An 18561-nucleotide genomic window follows, 5' to 3' on the forward strand; every position below is an offset into this window, starting at 1 on the left:
TCTTAATGAAACTCACTTATTTCTATAATTCAATATCATAATATATTGTATTTTTGATTAAAAAGGATAACTAAAAATTTACTATGAAAATCTTATTTTATTTACTTTTTACTTGCTGTTTATTTTTTGTACTAAATAACAATACTTTTGCACAGTGTACAGGCTGTACAACTACTTCTGGTGCTGCAAATGGAAATTTTACTGTTGGTGCAGGTGAAAAACTCTGTCTGACACGCAATGGAAATTTTTCTGGAAACATTACTCTATCTGGAAATGCTCAACTTTGTATATCGACGAATACTACAATTACAAATGGAGCTAATGTTTCTATTAATAGTAATGGTAATAGCATTGAAAACTTTGGTACTTGGAATGATGATCTGAACCTAGGAGGAGGAAACTCTTTTACAAATAATGGAGAGTTTTCAGTAGGTTTTCTCAATTTAGGAAATAGTAGTAATTTTATTAGTTCAACAGATGTCAGTTCTGCTGGTAGTGTCAATAACGGAAATGGCAGTACGATCACTATAAATGGTTCATTTTCTGCACAAAGTTATTCAAGTTCAAATAATTCGACATTAAATGTAACAGATGACTTTACTGTAGCAACAAATATAACGAATAGTGGAGATATAACAGTAGGAGGAAGTACATCAGCTGCCAATGTTAATAATAATGGAAGTGGTTCAATATCCTTTGGTACAGACACAAATATAGCAGGTAATATTCAAAACAATGGAGATATTCAGTTTAATGGAGATGCAAGTGTTGGAGGTGCTGTTACAAATAATGGAGGATCAAGTATAGTACTTAATGATGCTGTTGTATCTGTAGGAGGTACATTTAATAATAACGGAGATATTACAGCATTAGGAAGTTGTGGCAGAATTAATATTGCAGGAGCTTCTACTAATAATGGAGGGGGGGACGTAGGCACAGATGGTAGTAACGTGGATATTTGTGATACTTCATCTAGTAATGGAGGAGATTTTGATACAAATAATGGAAATACAGGGCCTAATGTAACAAATTGTACTTGTGACCCTAATAATCCACTTCCTATTACACTTACCTCATTTACAGCAAAAAAAGAAAGTAATAGTAAAGTTTTTATAAACTGGCAAACGGTTTGGGAAATGAATAATGAATACTTTCAAGTAGAGCGTTCATTTTCTGGAACAGACTTTCAAGTAATTACTCAAATTTCTTCTCAAAAAAATAGTGAAGAAGCCCACAAAGAGCGAAACTATTTATTTGTAGATGATTTTACAGATAGTAATGTAGATTTTATTCTACCAAGTCAAAATATTTATTATCGCTTAAAACAAATAGATAAAAATGGTGATTTTTCTTATTCTCCTGTTGTTACTGTTTATATAGAAAAAGAAAAAAATGAAGAAATAAGACTAGTATGTCTTCAAAACATATGGCAATTGATTGTACAAAATACTGTTCAAGTAAAGGTTTATTCTAGTATTGGTGCTTTAAAGGGAGTTTATATACTTAATCAAAATCAGAATGTAATTCCAGTTTCTAGCCTTCCAAAAGGAATGTACATTCTGCGTATTCAAGATATTAATACACAAAAATTGACTATTTTAAAGACTATTAAATAAATAGAAAAAAAAATAGGTTAAGTCATGACAATTACAAAATTCTGATGAGATAAATACAGGTACTCAAATCAGTATTCGTATTTGCTTCTCAAGAAACAAATAATTAGCTGAATTTCTATACAAGACTTATAATTTTATTCTATCTTTTGTGAAAAAATTGTATCTTAGATTGAAGAAAAATAAATTTATTGTTTTTAGCACAAAAAAAAGAGATATTTTTTAACAAAATAATCTATTTTTAAGTTGTCATAGCATTCTAATTCAAACGTGTAATAGAAATAATCTAATCGAATAGATTTATAATCGTGTAGCATAAGATAAAATTAGGCTTTTTTATTGCTTTATTTTATACAAATTTCTAAACCAAAGCCATTTGCCTTTTAAGCCTAGATTTACTTTAAACTAGGTTTATTTAATCACTAAAAAAATCACTACAAACAATGTCCACCACCAATTCAGCCAACTCAACTACCAATCACAATCAAAACTCAACATCAAATCCTTTCGGTTATATCAAAGATGATAACGTTTATTTAAAAGGATATAATGACAAAGCAGATAGAAAAATCGGAGTAGTCAAAGAAAGTCCAGAAGCTAGTATCGCTTATTTTGAAGACCGTTATCAAAAGCTATTAGAAAAAGTAGAAGAAGTAGCTAATGACATAGAAGAATCTCAAAACAAAGGTTCTTATCTCATGAAGCTCATTCATATCAGAGAATCTTTAGAAACCTATAATGCTATTGGCGATTATACAGCCGTAGAAAAAAGAATTTTGGAGCTAGAACAAGGAATTGAAGATTATATTTCTGAAAATAGAGTAAAAAATACAGAAATAAAAACTGCTTTATTGGCAGAAGCACAAGAACTTAAAGATAGTGATGACTGGGAAGAAGTGTCAGAATACCTCAAAGACCTCAAAATGCGTTGGATACGTACGGGAAGCGTAGGGGAAGAAGATGAAGAGATGTCAGAAGAGTTTGATAGATGTTTAGATGTTTTCTTCGAACGCAGAAAAGCCTTTTTTGATAATGAAAGAATTGTCAATGACGAGCGAATTTTGAAATATAAACGCATCAGTAATAAAGTCAGAAAGCTAAATTATCACAAAGAAAAAACACCTGAAATTCGTCAAGAAGTAATTGACTTGCAGAAAGCGTGGAAAGAAGTGGGTGTAATTCCGAAGTGGAAGTACCTCAAATTATACAGAAATTATAAACGAGAAATTGATATTTTCTTTGGGAATCCTGAACAGAGTAATGACAGTTATAATTCATATCGTCAAGAGCCACCTGTTCCGACTACTCCAGAAGGTATTTTGGAAAGCAAAAGAAAGCTCACAGAAGAAGTAGAGGAAATAGCGAGTAAATTCGAAAATGTACATTTGAATAGCGTCAAAACAAAACAAGTACAATGGAAAAAAATGGGAATCATCAGAAATAATGATGAAGACCGATTACTTAATAACCGTTTTCATGCTGCTTGTAGTGAAATTTTTACACACGTATTTTTAGAAAATGATGCAAAACAAAACTTTGAAGGTTACGAAGAAAAAACAGGTTTCGAACAGTTGAAACTAAAGATTAAGCTTATCAAGGACAGCATTAGAGAAGAAGAACCAAAATTACAGCAAATTGCTAAAGATATTCCTCAAGATAGCTATGGCAGACCGATGTTTGATAGAAATGATCCTTCTCATGCGCCTGTTCGTTCTCAATATATGAATCTTTTAAATGTAATCAGAACAAAGAAAAGGTTATCCAAAAAGTTTCAGAATCAACTCAATAGCAGTTATAACTTTTAATGTAGAATAGCTTTCTTAGACTATAAAAAAATGAATATTCCAATTACCACTAAACTTTCTCAATCTGAAAAAACAGGACAAGGAGGTCTAGTGGTTACTTCTTTAGAAAATCTTGTTCAATGGGCAAGATTATCTTCTCTTTGGCCCATGACTTTTGGTCTAGCTTGTTGCGCCTTCGAAATGATTGGTGCATATGCTCCACATTACGATTTAGACCGTTTTGGAGTTTTTCCTCGTGCTTCTCCTCGCCAGTCTGATGTTATGATTGTGGCAGGAACAGTTACTTTCAAAATGGCTGATAGAATAAAACGACTTTATGAACAGATGGCAGAGCCTCGTTATGTAATTTCGATGGGAAGTTGCTCAAACTGTGGAGGTCCTTATTGGGAACACGGTTATCATGTCGTAAAGGGAGTAGATAGAATTATTCCAGTTGATATTTATGTAGCTGGTTGCCCTCCACGCCCAGAGGCTCTTATTGGAGGAATTTTGAAATTGCAAGAAAAAATTCGTTCAGAAGCTCCTAGCCCAACAGGAATTTTAAATTTGAAGAGCTAAAAACTTTTAAATTATTATTTATTATATTTCTCTCCTAAGCCAACCCGTAATACTCATTCTATTTCGTTTTTCACTTGGTAGAACCTCATGCCAAATAAGTTCACTTCGCATACAGACAAAACGATTGAAAATAGGTAAAATATCGGTTTGTGCTTTATTTTTGTTATCCTCATTATCGTCTTGAGCATAAATTCTCAGCTCTCCTCCATCTTCTTTTTTCCAATCTTGATTAAAATAAAGAATACACGAAATAAAACGTCTTTGTGCTGTTTGGTGGTGGTCTAAATGCTTTTTATAGAAACTTTTGGGAGGATAAATAGCAAAATGACTTTCAAAATTATTCAATGACAAATATAATTCTTGATTAATAGCTTGTTTGAAATTATCAATTTGTGTCCAATAAAGCTGTTGAAATTCTGTAAGTTGATTAGGTTGTAGCCACTTCACATAATCACTTCTTATTTCTGGTCTAAGTTGCCAATCTACTCCACGTCTTCCTATTCCTGCCTTATCAAACTCTCCTTTTTCGAACTCATCATTTAATTCTTTCCTAAGAGAGTTGGCAATCTCTAAAGGTAAAAAATCATCTACTGTAGCCCAGCCTTTTTCTGTCAAACCATCAATAAGAAGATTTATTTTATCTGATTCTATCAAATTTATTGAATTCATAGTTGCATCTCAAATGAGTTTTAATTTTTTTAAACAATTTTCTACTACATTTCTTTTTTATTCTGAATCATAAAGTTACAGATTAAAAGTCAAACAAATACTTTTTATAGTAAGCTCTAACAAAGTAGCTTGATTAAAATTATTTCAACTAAAATTTGAAAAAATAGCAATATTTTAAAATAAAACATATTTTTTGATGAGTTGCTATTGGTATTTGAAAATTTTTGAACGTATATTTGTAGATATATCATTCAAGTAAATGAATCCTTAGTAAGTAATTTATTCAAACGTAAAATAGACCAAAAAAACAGAGTACATGGATATTAATTTAACTGTAATTCTTGCAGGACTTGCCGTTTTCGGAGTTGTTACACTTCTTCTAGTAGGATTGCTTCTTGTTGCAAAGGCGCAATTAGTACAAAGTGGAGACGTGAAAATAGTTATCAATGGTAATGAAAATGAGCCAATTACTGTTCCTGCAGGTTCGACACTTCTCAATACGCTTAGTGAAAATAAGATTTTTCTACCCTCTGCTTGTGGTGGTGGTGGTACATGTGCTATGTGTAAATGTATCATAGACGAAGGTGGTGGCGATGTTTTGCCTACTGAAGTTGGACATTTGAGTCGTTCCGAACAAAAAGAAAATGTACGTCTGACGTGCCAAGTAAAAGTAAAGAATGATTTGCAAATTCGTATTCCAGAAGAAATTTTTGGGATTAAGAAATGGGAATGTACTGTCAAATCAAATTGGAATGTATCTTCTTTCATAAAAGAGTTTGTAGTAGAATTACCTAAAGGAGAAAGTTTACATTTTGAATCGGGTGGATATATTCAAATTGATGTTCCTCCAATTACAGTAGATTTCAAAAATATAGATATTAGACCACTTCCAGACGACCCAGCAGGAGATGATAAGTTTCAGTCTGAATGGGATAAATTTGGACTTTGGGATTTGAAAATGGTAAATGATGAGCTAGAATTTAGAGCTTATTCAATGGCTAATCACCCAGCAGAAGGAAATATAGTCATGCTTAATATTCGTATTGCTACTCCACCTTGGGATAGAGCAAATAACAAATGGATGGATGTAAATCCAGGTAAGTGTTCTTCTTATGTGTTTAATTGTAAGGAAGGAGACAAAGTAAATATTTCAGGTCCTTATGGCGAGTTCTTTATCAAAGATACAGACAAAGAAATGATTTACATTGGTGGTGGTGCTGGTATGGCTCCATTGCGTTCTCATATTTTCCATTTATTCCACACTATGAAATCTGATCGTAAGGTTTCGTTTTGGTATGGTGGACGTTCGAAAAGAGAACTTTTCTATGTAGATGAGTTTAGAGCAATTGAAAAAGAGTTTCCAAACTTTACATTTAATATTGCACTTTCCGAACCACTTCCAGAAGATAATTGGGATGGTTATGTAGGTTTTGTTCATCAAGTCTTGATTGATAATTATCTTGCAGAACACGAAGATCCAGAAGAAATTGAGTTTTATTTCTGTGGACCTCCAATGATGAATGCAGCCGTAATCAAAATGTTAGATGATTATGGCGTTCCACAAGAACACATTATGTTTGATGATTTTGGTGGATAAAGATAATCAGACGAAATTATGAATTATAAATGATGAGTTGTGAATAAATACAATTCATTATTATAAAACAAAAATGCTTGAAGTTTCTTTTTTATAGGAGTTTCAAGCATTTTTATGCTTAATGTAATCAATACAAATAAATGGGCTATCAAACAGAAATATATGGGAGAATAACATGTAATCATAAGGAAGCAATGTATAATAAAAATATTCTAAATCAGTACGGAGGCTACCCTTATTATAAAGAGAATTTTACATTTATCACAAATAGTTATTCCTTTGCTATGATAGTATTTGGAGCAAGTATCAAGGTAAATGAAAGTGAGGTTATAGATAATGAATGGAAAGAAATAGTTTTTACTAATTTTGAAAACATTTTGAAGAAGATGAAATTTGTTTATTCTACCATTCATGTTGAAAATGAATTTGAACCTTCATCTTTGTCGGTAGAATATTATGCAAACTTTCTTAACTCCTCTTTTATTAATAAAACGGAATATAAGATAAAAGAAGAGGGAGTCAAAAAAAGTAAAATACATCTAAAAGAATAAAATAATATACATCAAAATAAAGTCATCTCTCCACAAAGAGGTGTTTGAAGCAGTTCAATAATTATTTTTTTCTGTTCTTTGTTGTTATAGTTTCCAAAAAGATACATCAGTTTTGTAAGTGCAGCTTCACAGGTTAGGTCATTTCCACTAATTACGCCTATTTGTGTGAGTGCATGACTAGTCTCATAATGTCCTTGCAAAACATAGCCACCAGCACATTGCGAAACATTAACTACCACAACACCACGCTTGATAATTTTCTCTAAAATATCAATTACCCATTGCTGTGTAGGAATATTTCCAGAACCGAAAGATTCTAAAACAACACCTTTCAAATCTTCATTTTCTAATAAGGGAAGGTAATATTTAGGATTCATACTTGGGTGTATTTTCCAAAGAATTACATTTTCATCCATTGCACTTTTGAAGTTTAGCTTTTCTTTAGGAACAGGAAGAATATAACTTTTTGAGTAATTAATAAAAATACCTGCTTCTGCAAGATGAGGATAGTTTTGAGATTCAAAAGCTGTAAAATTAAGGCTTTGAACCTTTTTAGAACGGTTTCCTCTCAAAAGCAGATTATCAAAATAAACACAAACTTCTGGAACTAAGGCTACACTTTGTTCCTTAATTATCTCTTCTCCGTTTTCTGCAATCACAACTTGCTGTTTTGTCTCTTGCATAGATGCAATTTCTAAAGCTCCAATCAAATTTTCTCTAGCATCAGTTCGGTGTGCGCTTATCGGAATTTGTGCGCCCGTCAAGATAACTGGCTTTGCCAAATTTTGAAGTAAAAAACTCATCGCAGAAGCTGTATAAGACATCGTGTCTGTTCCGTGCAGAATCACAAAACCATCAAACTCATCATACAATTCTTCAATAAGCCAACTCATACTTAGCCAATGCTCTGTCCCCATATTTGATGAATCCATAGGTTCAAAAGGAACAAGCATGGTAAGCCATACCTTAAAACGTGTCAGTTCGGGAACTTCTTCTAACAAAGCTTCAAAATCAAAAGGAATAAGACTACCCTTTTCGTCGTAATCCATTCCTATCGTTCCTCCTGTATAAATTACCAAAATCGACGTTTTGCAATCTTCATCGGCTGCTGTACGCAGTTTTATGATGTTGTATTGGTCTAAAAGCATATTTTTCAGTTATCAGTATTTACAGTTACCAGTAATTAGTTAATTTTATTAATCTGTCAAGACACTTTCAAAGTGTCAGACAGTTAGTTATATTTCGTTTGTATTTTCTATTTCCTAATCTCCCTGTATTCGTATTTCCCCATTCTCTCACCCCCAATTCCTATTTCCCAAATAATTCCTTAGCATTTTGAGTAGTTTTTTCGGCTACTTCTTTTATAGTAAGGTTTTTTATTTCAGCGATTTTCTTTGCAATAATAGGAATATAACTACTTTCATTTCGTTTTCCTCGGTGTGGAACAGGCGAAAGATAAGGTGCATCAGTTTCTAAAATCAAATGCTTCAAATCTACGCTTGGCAATACTTTATCTAGTCCTCCATTTTTATAAGTAACCACTCCACCAATTCCCATCAAAAAGTTTAGATTTTGGATTCTCTCGGCTTGTTCTAATGTTCCTCCAAAACAATGAAAGACACCTTTTAGGTTTTCATCTTTCAGGTTTTCCAAAATATCTAAGGCTTCATCAGTTGATTCTCTCGTATGAATGGCAATCGGAATATTGAATTTTTTAGCCCAAGAAATCTGAATTTCGAAGGCTTCTTTTTGCTGTTCGAAAAAGGTCTTGTCCCAATATAAATCTAATCCAATTTCTCCAACAGCCGAAAATTTGCGTTTACCCAGCCATTCTTCTACAAGATAAAGCTCTTTTTCAAAATCTTTCTTGACCGAACAAGGATGCAGACCCATCATAGGAATAAACCTTTGTTTATCTTTTTGCTCAATTTCAAACATAGGTTCGATAGAAGCGTGGTCAATATTTGGCAAATAAACTCGTTCTATTCCTGTATCATCAAGTCTGTCGACTAGTTCATTCCAATCTGGTTTAAATTTTTTATCGTATAAATGAGCGTGTGTATCTATAAAATTCATAATTTCAGTTATCAGTTAATTACTGTTCGATTTCAGTTTTTTTACAAAGATAAAACAATAGTTCGAACCTATTTTTAAAAAAAATCTTTACTTTTGCATTTATTTTAAATTTTCTTACTCAATTTATATTCAAATGAAATCAACCTCAGTCATTTTATCTTTCATAGTTTTTCTATTTTGCTTTTCAGTTTCTTATTCTGTTTTTGCTCAAATTAACAATAACCCATATGCGTCAATCAAAATGGGAAAGGAATATCAAATTTCTCGTGGTGGTCAGATTGGTTCTATTGTAGGCTATGACAAAACAGGATTTTATTTGCTCAAATTTGAAACAAAAAGCTTTTTTAGATTAGAAAATTATCTTGAACACTATGATAATAATCTGAACCGAATCAAATCTGAAAAATTAGAATTAGAAGATGATTATACATTGGTTAAGATTAGTCAGTTTAACGGAAAGTTATATTTATTTTCTCAACTTTTAGATAAAAAAGCAAAAGAAAAAACGCTTTTTGTTCAGCAAATAGACAATCAGAGTTTAAAGTTTAAGGGCAAGAAAAAGCAAATTGCTCAAATCTCATTTGAAGGAAAAAATAAGCGAAATAGTGGTTCGTTTGATTTTTCAGTAGCTAGAGATACATCAAAAATTTTGGTTTATTATCAGCTTCCTTACGAAAAGAAGGAAAATGAAAAATTTGGATTTCACGTTTTTGATAAAGATATGAATCTACTTTGGACAAAAAATGTTACGCTTCCTTATGAAGACAAACTTTTTGGTGTAACGGATTACAAAATCGATAAAAAAGGAAATGTTCATCTTTTGAGTATTCTTTATAAAGAAAAAGTAAGAATGAAAAGAGCAGGAAAGCCAAATTATTCATACAAAGTATTGAGTTATACCGAAGAAGGCAAAACGCTAAAAGAATACAACGTAAATGTAAAAGGTAAATTCTTGACAGATATGCAACTTGCTATTGCTGATAATTCTGATTTGATTTGTGCAGGTTTTTATTCTAATGTAGGTACTTTCAGTATTGAAGGAAGTTATTTTCTAACTGTTGATAGTGAAAGCAAACAAATCAAAACAAAGAGCTTTAAAGAGTTTGGACTTGATTTTATTACGCAAGATATGACTGAAAGAAAGAAGAAAAAGACGAAGAAAAAGGCTGCAAAAGGTAAAGATGTTGAACTCTACGAATATGATTTGGATAATATCATAATAAAAGAAGATGGAGGAGCTGTTTTGGTAGGCGAACAATTTTATATTCGTGAATCTACTATCCGAACGACTGGTGCAAATGGGCAAGTAAATACAACAACAAATTATTATTACAATTATCACGATATTATTGTCATTAGTATTTCTCCTGCTGGACAGATAGAATGGGCGCATAAAGTTCCTAAAAGACAAACGACAGTAAATGATGGTGGTTATTATTCTTCTTATACTTTGGCAGTTGTGGGCGATAAGCTTCAATTTGTCTTCAATGACAATGCTAGAAATATTTATGACAAAACCATAAAAGAGGGAAAAGTATATTCTTTTAGCTATAAAAATCTTGCTGTTGCTCTAAACACAGTAGATAGCGATGGAAAGCAAGACAGAACGAGTTTGTTGAATACTCCCAAAAAAGAGGAAATTGTTCGTCCAAAAGTTTCTGCACAGGTTTCCAAAAATGAAATGATTTTGTTTGCCAAACGAAAAAAGAAATATCAGTTTATTAAAATTACTTTTAAAGACTAATCTGTAAGTATGTCAAGACTCTTTAAAAGTAGTAATTGTAAAAAAACGCTTTAGAAATTAAGTTTTTAAGGCGTTTTTTAGTGTCCTTCAACAAAAGGTTTTATCTTTGAGCTGTATTTTTTATTCATCATTCCTAAAAGTTGTTTAAGAATGTAAATTTTTCCATAGCATTGGACTTACAAACTCAATTCTAGGAAAAATAACTCAGCCTTTGTTGGTGTTTTAGCGAAGCGACACCAACAAATAAACATACAAAACCTATTCTTAAATAACTTTCTAATATCGAATCTCTAATTCCTAATCTCTCTAAAATGCTCAACAAAACTTTTCAAATGTCTGCTCAAACTATGTTTGGGTTAGATGAAATATTATTTCAAGAAATAAAAGATTTAGGTGCAAAAAATGTCAAACTAAATAACCGTGCTGTTACTTTTGAAGGCGACTTGAGAATGATGTATAAAGCAAATTTATGCCTTCGGACGGCTCTTCGTGTGCTTGTTCCGATTGCAGAATTTGAGGTAAAAGACGAACACGATTTGTATGAAAAGGTGAAAAATATAGATTGGGAAAAGTATTTATCTGTAAAAGAAACTTTAGCCATTAACTGTACACTTAGCACAAATATTTTTACGCACTCTCGTTATATCGAACAAAAAACAAAAGATGCCATTGTAGATAAATTCAGAGAAAAATATGACAAACGTCCTTCTGTTGATATTTTAGACCCCGATTTGAGAATACAACTGTATATCAAAAATAATGTATGTACAGTTATGCTCAATAGTTCGGGCGATCCACTTTATAAGCGTGGTTATAGAGACAAAACGAATCTTGCGCCGATGAATGAAGTTTTGGCAGCAGGACTTATTATGCTTTCTAAATGGGATAAAAAAAGTGATTTTATAGATCCTATGTGTGGTTCGGCAACGCTTTCTATCGAAGCTGCACTGATGGCTGCTAATATTCCAGCAGGTTCTTTTCGTCCTCTTTTTGGTTTTGAAAAATGGTCAAACTTTGATGCTGATTTGTGGGAAGAAGTCTTTGATGAGGAAATGGAAAAAATAAATACTGATAGTATGCCTTATATTTTGGCAGGAGAGATTTCGAAAAATGTAGCTCGTAAGGCTGCTGCAAACATTGCCGAAGCAAACCTCAAAAAATATATTTATCTGAAAGATATTGCTTTTCAAGATTTGATGCCTCCAGAACGAACAGAAGAAGAAATAGAGGAACAAAAAAAACAAGAAGCCAAAGATGAAGCAGAAAATGTATCTTGGTTTAAGAGAAGAAAAGCCGACCGAGGAGTAATTATCATAAATCCTCCTTATGGCGAACGAATGGATAAAGATGAAGATATAAATAATTTTTATGCTGAAATTGGAGATACTCTAAAACAAAATTGGGCAGGTTATACAGCTTGGATTATTACTTCGAATATGGAGGCTGCAAAACATATTGGGCTTTCATCAAAACCCAAACTAAAAATGTATAATGGTGCTTTAGAATGTCGTTTTATGCGTTTTGAAATTTATGAAGGAAGTAGAAAAGACGAAAAAAGAGATTTTTATAGAAATAAAAAATAATTATTTAATTGTAAGTTTGAACGCAACTTCTCTGCTGCTTTATTAGATGTGAAAATTTGTGCTTTTATTAATGATTAGCAACAAATATATTTTAATTTACGTTAAAAATGTATTCGTGCAGGGCATTTTTATAAAAACTTTGTCAGTAGTTTTTGGTAATCCAAAATAACTCTGACAATAGTTTAACAGACGAGCTTATTTTTCCAACTATTGACAGTCTTCTGAAAGGATTCTCAAAGTTAAAAAAACGCTATAAAATATTTGATTAAATATATTTAAAAACTCAATTATTTTTTATGAACATGCCTTGTATATTCATACCTTAAAGATTTTTAAATAAACATATCTTTCACAATTAATTTCATTTTTATGCTCAAATCTATTTTTTCTACTATAATTCTTCTTTTTATCTCTATGACTTTTGTGTTTTCACAAAGCCAATTAGAAACACTCAAAACAAAGGAAGATGCCAAAAAAATGTCTAAAGAAGTAATTTCTTTATTCAAAGACAGTAAAATAAAAGAAGCTGTTGAAAAAATGTCGCCTTACTGGCCTATTTCTCCTGCTGAAATGGCTACCTTTCAAGAAAAGACAGAAGGTTATATGGATTTGCTAGGTAACACATACGGCGCTGTAATAGGAACTGAAAAAATACAACAAGAAAAAATAAGTGATTTTGCGCTACGTGAAACTTATGTTATGCTCTATCAAAAAAGTGCTATTCGTTTGATATTTACTTATTATAAAAACAAGCAAGGTTGGACAATCAATTCCTTCAAATGGGATGAAAATTATGAAGAATTATTTCAAAAAGAGTAAAAAGTAGTAGAACCAACCATAAATAAAAACGATAGAATAAATTTTGTACATTTGTCTTAGTTTTGAAAATTAAAAAATACTGTTACTCTTTTCATTATAGAATAAAATATGCCCGAATTACGTATTATTTTTATGGGAACGCCTGAATTTGCCGTTTCCTCCTTAGATATTTTGGTAGAAAACGGCTATAATGTAGTCGCTGTCATTACTGCACCTGATAGAAAAGCAGGGAGAGGGCAGAAAATAAATGAATCTGATGTAAAAAAAGCTGCTTTAAAACATAATTTACCTATTCTTCAACCTACAAACTTGAAAGACGAAAGTTTTTTAGAGGAATTGAAAAGTTATAATGCCAACCTTCAAGTTGTAGTTGCTTTCAGAATGCTGCCAGAGGCAGTTTGGCAGATGCCAGAAATAGGAACATTTAACCTTCATGCTTCACTGCTTCCAAATTATCGTGGTGCTGCGCCTATTAATTGGGCAATTATCAATGGCGAAACAAAAACAGGAGTTACTACATTTTTCTTAAAACATAAAATTGATACAGGAGATATTCTTTTTCAAGAAGAAGAAGAAATTTATTCTACTGATAATGTCGGTACGCTTTATGAGAGATTAAAAAATAAAGGTGCAAAGCTTGTTTTGAAAACAGTAAAATCCATTCAAGACAATGATTATGATGTCAAAAAGCAGAATTTAGAAGAAAAAACTCCTCATGCTCCAAAGATTTTTACAGAAGATACCTTCATAAATTTTGAGAATGAAAGTGAAAAAATACTAAACTTTGTACGTGGACTTACGCCTTATCCTGCTGCAAGAATGCGTATCTATGATACTATGTATAAGGTTTTTGATGTAGAAATTGCTGATTATGATGAAGTAAATGAACTTTTGATCGGCGAACCACTTACAGACCAAAAGAGTTATCTTTACGTTAAAACATCAGATGGTTATCTCAAAATAAATGAGCTACAACCTGAAGGAAAACGAAGAATGAAGGTTGAAGACTTTTTAAGAGGGAATAAAATCTAATTTTTTATTACTTTTGTAGCTATACATTTGATACTTAATCAGTAGGAAGAAAGATTATACAACATTTTAATTTTATATAAAAAAAACACTTAATTGTAATCATTATGAAAAAAATTATTTTATTTATTGCCCTTATTGCTTCGGCAGCTTCTTGTGCAAGTGAAAAAAAACAAGCTAGTGCATCAACAGATGAATCTAATTCTTCTGCGATGTCTAATACTAATACTTCCACAGATAATCGTTTTTCAAATACAACTGCGACAGAAACAACAAATGGTGCTGACAAAATCTTTTTAGAGCAAACCAATGCAGATGGAAGCGTAAAAATGTTCGAAGATGCCTTAGCAGAATATAAAGGAAAAGTTATTTATGTTGATTTTTGGGCTTCTTGGTGTCCTCCTTGTCGTGGAGAAATGCCTAGTTCACAAAAATTACACAGTCAGTTTGAAGGAAAAGATGTAGTTTTCTTATATGTTTCTTTTGATAGAGCTGAAGATAAATGGAAAAACGGAATTGAGCAAATGGATATTAAAGGAGTTCATTTTTATCCTGCTGCTGATGCAAATCAAGCTGTTTCTACAAAATATGGAATTTCAGGAATTCCTCGTTATATGCTTGTAGATAAAAAGGGAAAAGTAATTAATCAAGATGCTCCTCGCCCTAGTTCAGGACAAGTAATTGCAGGTTTGATTAATGAACAATTATAAAAAAACAATCAGAGTAATACGAAAACAGTAAGTTTTTAGTAAATTGAACGCTATAAGGAAAAAGTAAATTTCTTTATAGCGTTTTTTTGAATTTTATAAAAATAATTATCAATGAAGAAAAATATTTTTTTAGTTTTTAGTCTTTTCTTTTTGTCATTTTCAAGCCAAATTTTTGCACAAGAATTTCGTTGTAATGTAATCATTAATGATTCTCGTGTGGAAGCTCAAAATCAGCAAATTGTGGGACAGCTTACAAAAGCTCTGACAAAGTTTATGAACACAACACAATGGACAGAAGATCGTTATGAAGAATGGGAGCGCATAGAATGTAATATTTTGATTACATTAGATAAAAATACTGACCTTGCTCAAGGAATTTATTCTGGAGATGCACAAATTCAATATAACCGTCCTGTATTCGGAACAGTTTATACTTCGCCAATTCTGAATTATTTTGATAAAAATTTTGACTTTGTGTATAAACCTAGTGAGCCACTAATTTATATTCCTAATTCTACAAATAATAATCTGACTTTAATGCTGGCGTATTACTCTTATATTATTTTGGCATTAGATTATGATTCTTTCTCTTCTTTGGGAGGCGACCCATATATTGAAAAAGCTCAAAATATTATCAATAATGCACAAAGTACAGGGGTTGCAAACTCGGGTTGGCAGAATAACGATGTTCGTTCAAGATATTGGCTAGGAGAAAACTTGAATAGTCCTCAGTTTATAGATTTGAGAAAAGGTTTATACGATTATCATCGTCTGGGGCTTGATGTAATGCTAGAAAAACCAGCAGAAGCACGTAAAAAAACAATGGAAGTTTTGAAAAAGTGGAAAGAAGTAAGTGCTATTCGATTAAATGCTTTACTTATTCAAACGCTTTTTGATGCAAAAGGAGAAGAACTCTATCAGCTTTTTTCGAATGCAGAAAAGGAAGAAAAACTCAAAGCTGCCGAAATTTTGCTTCAACTTGACCCTGCACACGCAGATTTGTATCGTAAACTTCAAAATTAACACAGAAATTTTTAGTAAAGTAATAATAAAACGCTGCATGACGAGTTTTTTATGTTAAATTGCAGTATAAATCAGTTTACTCACCTCTAAAAGCAAAACAAAATTATGAGCTTAGAATCTTTCACAGAACGTGTAAAAAAAGTAGTCGGAACAGATAGTGGACTAGGAAAGTCTGTTAAATTTGACCTTAAAGGCGAAGGTGTTGTTTTTGTTGATGCAACACAAGTTCCAAATGTAGTTTCTCATGAAGACAAAGATGCAGATTGCACAGTCAAGATTTCAGAAGAAAATGCCAATAAAATGATTGATGGCGACTTGAACTTAATGGCTGCTTATATGACTGGAAAAGTAAAAGTAAATGGCGATATGGAAATGGCTATGAAAGTAGTTCAACTTATTGCTCGTCGTTCGAAAGAAGGAAATGTATAGTTTTTTAATGATTAATTTTTAACGATTAGTTATTAATGAATGCAATTCAAAAAGCCTTTTAATTCTAAAAGAATTAAAAGGCTTTTTTATTATATTTTTTGAATTAGATTGATATAAGAATTTTGAAACTCTCCATATCCTAATATCCAATCCCCATTTCTTATTGTATTTAGTCAAATCGCATTACCATAACGGTATAATCATCACGCAAATCATCGCCTTCTATGAATTGATAAATATCATCGATGACTAACTCTGCTATCTGTGAAACGCTGCAATGAGCATTTTCTTCTAAAAAGTTTTTGATTCTATCATATCCATATTCTTCTTTTGAAACTGGATGACGAGCTTCATTTATTCCATCTGTATATAGAAAAAAAGTATCTCCTTCTTCATAATCAAAAATCGAAACTTGTGTGTGTTTTCCATACGTTCCATTTCTGATTATTCCCAAACCAATTCCTTTTTCTTCTAAAAAATCAGCTTTTTCTTCTCTAGCATTGTAATACAAAGTGGGGCAATGACCAGCACGAGAAGAGTAGATTTTTCGCTTTTCAGTGTCAATAATCAAATAAGTAGCTGTGATAAAAAGACGAGCCTCCAAACAAGAGCTAAGTGCATTGTTAGCATACTCCATAAATAAATCTGGACTTAAATCTAAACGTACCAAACTATGGAAAATACCTTTCATTTGTGCCATATAAAAAGCTGCTGAAGTTCCATTTCCTGCTACATCGGCAATAATAACAGCAAAACGATGAGGTGCAACTTGAAAATAATCATAATAATCTCCACCTACTTCATCAGCAGAACCTGCTTTCACACAAATCTCAAATTGATTATCTACATCAATAACGTTTGGTAAGAGGCTTTCTTGAACTCTGTGTGCAATTTTTAACTCATTTTGGTAACGTTGTGTCTCTACTGCTGTCGTGATTAATCTAAAATTATAAATAGCCAAACTTGCCTGTGTTACAAATGAAGTTAGCGTTGTCATGACAACATTATCAAAAGCGTTATCCACTTCTTTTAATAAAACAAGTGAACCCAAATAACTCTTATTTGCAATCAAAGGCAATGACAAAACGGATTGATACTTTTGTTCTTCATATTCTTTTTCAAAAAGTTGCATAGCCGAATATTTTCGTGGCTTACTTCTATCAAGACCTTTTTCATAGATTACTTTTTTGAGTTGAATAGCTTCTTGATTCGAAATATCCTTTGTAATAAAGTCTCTTTTTGAGTTCCAAATCTCTAACCATGCAGCATCTGCGTGAAGCGTTTGGATAGCACTTTCTAACAAAACTTTATACACTTGTTTTTCATTATCTCCACTCAAGAGAGATTCAGATAGTTTTTGAAAACTAGCCAACTCTCCAATTTTTTTCTCAAAGACAGAAGAAGTAGGAAGATTGAAAAGCAAAAGAAGCGCACTTATAACAGAGTATGTACCCGTAAAAACAAAAGTAGCAATAAAGAAAACAGAATTTTGCAAGTCAATAACTAAATTTGTAATGGTTTTTATACTTTCTTTAGCTTTCTCTTCATAATCTAAAAACTCAAATAAAAAATAAAACTGAACTCCTAAAGTAACTAATAAAAGTAAAATAGAACGAATCTTTTGATTAAAATTCAGATGTGCAATCCAACGGATATTTACTGATAGGACAAAGGTCATCAAGACCAAAAACAGTAAAATAATATATGAATAAGGAGGGAAAAACTTAAAACCAAAAAAATGAAAAAAGAGCGTTATGAAAAGTGTGTACTCAAACGTCTTCATCAAGCCACGCATAAACTTAGTAGCTTGGTAGGTTATCAAATGTTTCCATTTATGATAAGCTGTCAGTAAAAAGGCTACAAAGAGTCCAAAATCTATATGATAAATAAAACTATAAAGAAGAGTATGCTCTAAAAGATAGTTTTTGGCCACAATCATAAAGACATTAAGCATTAAGGAAAGAGAAACTGAAATAATACTTGAACCAAATGCTTTCCACAAAAAGCCATAAAAATCCTCATTGTCATCTTTCTGAACATCAATTCTGCGAATAGTAAAAAATGCACACAGAAGAAAAGTATTAAATAAAAGACCTTTAATCCAAATAGGTAGATTTTGTTGAATCTCTTGATGACCTTGCACCAACAGATATTGCTCTATCATACCATAGGCAGTCAAGAGAACCCACGAGAGCATCGTAAGGAACAGCAATACTGTTTTATAGCCTTTTTGGGGCAGAGCAAAATTCATATAACTAACAAAAAAAGATTTAATTAATGGCTTTTAGGAACTCTAATTTTACTGAAAACGGCACGAATACCACAATCAAAGTACAATTAGAAATTGTTGCAATC

16 protein-coding genes are annotated in these 18561 nt (G+C 31.8%); 12 read left to right on the forward strand and 4 right to left on the reverse strand.

Annotated elements, in window-relative coordinates:
• Window positions 1-83 precede the first annotated feature (83 nt).
• The 3 genes from WAF17_RS00595 (at window position 84) to WAF17_RS00605 (ending at window position 3976) form a co-directional block, all read left to right on the forward strand.
• Complete coding sequence (locus WAF17_RS00595; protein WP_338764918.1) at window positions 84-1616, forward strand: hypothetical protein; 1533 nt, start codon at window positions 84-86, stop codon at window positions 1614-1616.
• Between the two features lie 440 nt (window positions 1617-2056).
• Entirely contained in the window at window positions 2057-3418 is a 1362-nt protein-coding gene (locus WAF17_RS00600) for a DUF349 domain-containing protein (RefSeq protein ID WP_338764920.1), read from the forward strand.
• Window positions 3419-3448: 30 nt separating this feature from the next.
• A complete protein-coding gene (locus WAF17_RS00605; RefSeq protein ID WP_338764923.1) occupies window positions 3449-3976 on the forward strand; it encodes an NADH-quinone oxidoreductase subunit B family protein in 528 nt (175 codons plus the stop codon).
• 21 nt (window positions 3977-3997) lie between these two features.
• On the opposite strand, the gene WAF17_RS00610 is transcribed toward WAF17_RS00605, so the two are convergent.
• A complete protein-coding gene (locus tag WAF17_RS00610; RefSeq protein ID WP_338764926.1) occupies window positions 3998-4645 on the reverse strand; it encodes a 2OG-Fe(II) oxygenase in 648 nt (215 codons plus the stop codon).
• A gap of 316 nt (window positions 4646-4961) precedes the next feature.
• Between WAF17_RS00610 and nqrF the strand changes: the two genes are divergently transcribed.
• Window positions 4962-6242: an NADH:ubiquinone reductase (Na(+)-transporting) subunit F gene (gene nqrF / locus WAF17_RS00615; RefSeq protein ID WP_338764929.1), complete on the forward strand. Its 1281-nt coding sequence runs from the start codon at window positions 4962-4964 to the stop codon at window positions 6240-6242.
• A gap of 140 nt (window positions 6243-6382) precedes the next feature.
• On the forward strand, window positions 6383-6793 hold the full coding sequence (locus WAF17_RS00620; RefSeq protein ID WP_338764932.1) for a hypothetical protein: 411 nt from the start codon (window positions 6383-6385) through the stop codon (window positions 6791-6793).
• An 11-nt stretch (window positions 6794-6804) separates the two neighbouring features.
• Here WAF17_RS00620 and WAF17_RS00625 read toward each other — a convergent pair whose 3' ends face one another.
• Both WAF17_RS00625 and WAF17_RS00630 read right to left on the reverse strand, forming a co-directional pair.
• Window positions 6805-7941 carry an asparaginase gene (locus tag WAF17_RS00625; protein ID WP_338764934.1) on the reverse strand — a complete coding sequence of 379 codons (1137 nt, stop codon included), beginning with the start codon at window positions 7939-7941 and terminating at the stop codon, window positions 6805-6807.
• 160 nt (window positions 7942-8101) lie between these two features.
• Complete coding sequence (locus tag WAF17_RS00630) at window positions 8102-8869, reverse strand: TatD family hydrolase (RefSeq protein ID WP_338764937.1); 768 nt, start codon at window positions 8867-8869, stop codon at window positions 8102-8104.
• 133 nt (window positions 8870-9002) lie between these two features.
• Between WAF17_RS00630 and WAF17_RS00635 the strand changes: the two genes are divergently transcribed.
• The 7 genes from WAF17_RS00635 (at window position 9003) to WAF17_RS00665 (ending at window position 16206) form a co-directional block, all read left to right on the forward strand.
• Window positions 9003-10613: a hypothetical protein gene (locus WAF17_RS00635; protein ID WP_338764939.1), complete on the forward strand. Its 1611-nt coding sequence runs from the start codon at window positions 9003-9005 to the stop codon at window positions 10611-10613.
• A 311-nt stretch (window positions 10614-10924) separates the two neighbouring features.
• Complete coding sequence (locus WAF17_RS00640; RefSeq protein ID WP_338764940.1) at window positions 10925-12196, forward strand: THUMP domain-containing protein; 1272 nt, start codon at window positions 10925-10927, stop codon at window positions 12194-12196.
• Between the two features lie 369 nt (window positions 12197-12565).
• On the forward strand, window positions 12566-13015 hold the full coding sequence (locus WAF17_RS00645) for a hypothetical protein (RefSeq protein WP_338764942.1): 450 nt from the start codon (window positions 12566-12568) through the stop codon (window positions 13013-13015).
• 108 nt (window positions 13016-13123) lie between these two features.
• Window positions 13124-14047 carry a methionyl-tRNA formyltransferase gene (gene fmt, locus WAF17_RS00650; protein WP_338764945.1) on the forward strand — a complete coding sequence of 308 codons (924 nt, stop codon included), beginning with the start codon at window positions 13124-13126 and terminating at the stop codon, window positions 14045-14047.
• A 104-nt stretch (window positions 14048-14151) separates the two neighbouring features.
• Complete coding sequence (locus WAF17_RS00655) at window positions 14152-14754, forward strand: thioredoxin-like domain-containing protein (RefSeq protein WP_338764948.1); 603 nt, start codon at window positions 14152-14154, stop codon at window positions 14752-14754.
• Window positions 14755-14865: 111 nt separating this feature from the next.
• Window positions 14866-15777: a DUF4835 family protein gene (locus WAF17_RS00660; RefSeq protein WP_338764951.1), complete on the forward strand. Its 912-nt coding sequence runs from the start codon at window positions 14866-14868 to the stop codon at window positions 15775-15777.
• Window positions 15778-15882: 105 nt separating this feature from the next.
• Complete coding sequence (locus tag WAF17_RS00665) at window positions 15883-16206, forward strand: SCP2 sterol-binding domain-containing protein (RefSeq protein ID WP_338764954.1); 324 nt, start codon at window positions 15883-15885, stop codon at window positions 16204-16206.
• A 169-nt stretch (window positions 16207-16375) separates the two neighbouring features.
• Here WAF17_RS00665 and WAF17_RS00670 read toward each other — a convergent pair whose 3' ends face one another.
• Window positions 16376-18457, reverse strand: coding sequence for a PP2C family protein-serine/threonine phosphatase (locus WAF17_RS00670; RefSeq protein ID WP_338764957.1), 2082 nt, complete (start codon window positions 18455-18457; stop codon window positions 16376-16378).
• Window positions 18458-18561: the final 104 nt, after the last annotated feature.

The organism is Bernardetia sp. ABR2-2B (assembly GCF_037126435.1).
Classification (GTDB): domain Bacteria; phylum Bacteroidota; class Bacteroidia; order Cytophagales; family Bernardetiaceae; genus Bernardetia.

Bases quoted from the DNA above. Each gene is read 5' to 3' on its own strand.
- WAF17_RS00595 (WP_338764918.1), top strand. From the start codon at position 84: ATGAAAATCTTATTTTATTTACTTTTTACTTGCTGTTTATTTTTTGTA.
- WAF17_RS00600 (WP_338764920.1), top strand. From the start codon at position 2,057: ATGTCCACCACCAATTCAGCCAACTCAACTACCAATCACAATCAAAAC.
- WAF17_RS00605 (WP_338764923.1), top strand. From the start codon at position 3,449: ATGAATATTCCAATTACCACTAAACTTTCTCAATCTGAAAAAACAGGA.
- WAF17_RS00610 (WP_338764926.1), bottom strand. From the start codon at position 4,645: ATGAATTCAATAAATTTGATAGAATCAGATAAAATAAATCTTCTTATT.
- nqrF (WP_338764929.1), top strand. From the start codon at position 4,962: ATGGATATTAATTTAACTGTAATTCTTGCAGGACTTGCCGTTTTCGGA.
- WAF17_RS00620 (WP_338764932.1), top strand. From the start codon at position 6,383: ATGGGCTATCAAACAGAAATATATGGGAGAATAACATGTAATCATAAG.
- WAF17_RS00625 (WP_338764934.1), bottom strand. From the start codon at position 7,941: ATGCTTTTAGACCAATACAACATCATAAAACTGCGTACAGCAGCCGAT.
- WAF17_RS00630 (WP_338764937.1), bottom strand. From the start codon at position 8,869: ATGAATTTTATAGATACACACGCTCATTTATACGATAAAAAATTTAAA.
- WAF17_RS00635 (WP_338764939.1), top strand. From the start codon at position 9,003: ATGAAATCAACCTCAGTCATTTTATCTTTCATAGTTTTTCTATTTTGC.
- WAF17_RS00640 (WP_338764940.1), top strand. From the start codon at position 10,925: ATGCTCAACAAAACTTTTCAAATGTCTGCTCAAACTATGTTTGGGTTA.
- WAF17_RS00645 (WP_338764942.1), top strand. From the start codon at position 12,566: ATGCTCAAATCTATTTTTTCTACTATAATTCTTCTTTTTATCTCTATG.
- fmt (WP_338764945.1), top strand. From the start codon at position 13,124: ATGCCCGAATTACGTATTATTTTTATGGGAACGCCTGAATTTGCCGTT.
- WAF17_RS00655 (WP_338764948.1), top strand. From the start codon at position 14,152: ATGAAAAAAATTATTTTATTTATTGCCCTTATTGCTTCGGCAGCTTCT.
- WAF17_RS00660 (WP_338764951.1), top strand. From the start codon at position 14,866: ATGAAGAAAAATATTTTTTTAGTTTTTAGTCTTTTCTTTTTGTCATTT.
- WAF17_RS00665 (WP_338764954.1), top strand. From the start codon at position 15,883: ATGAGCTTAGAATCTTTCACAGAACGTGTAAAAAAAGTAGTCGGAACA.
- WAF17_RS00670 (WP_338764957.1), bottom strand. From the start codon at position 18,457: ATGAATTTTGCTCTGCCCCAAAAAGGCTATAAAACAGTATTGCTGTTC.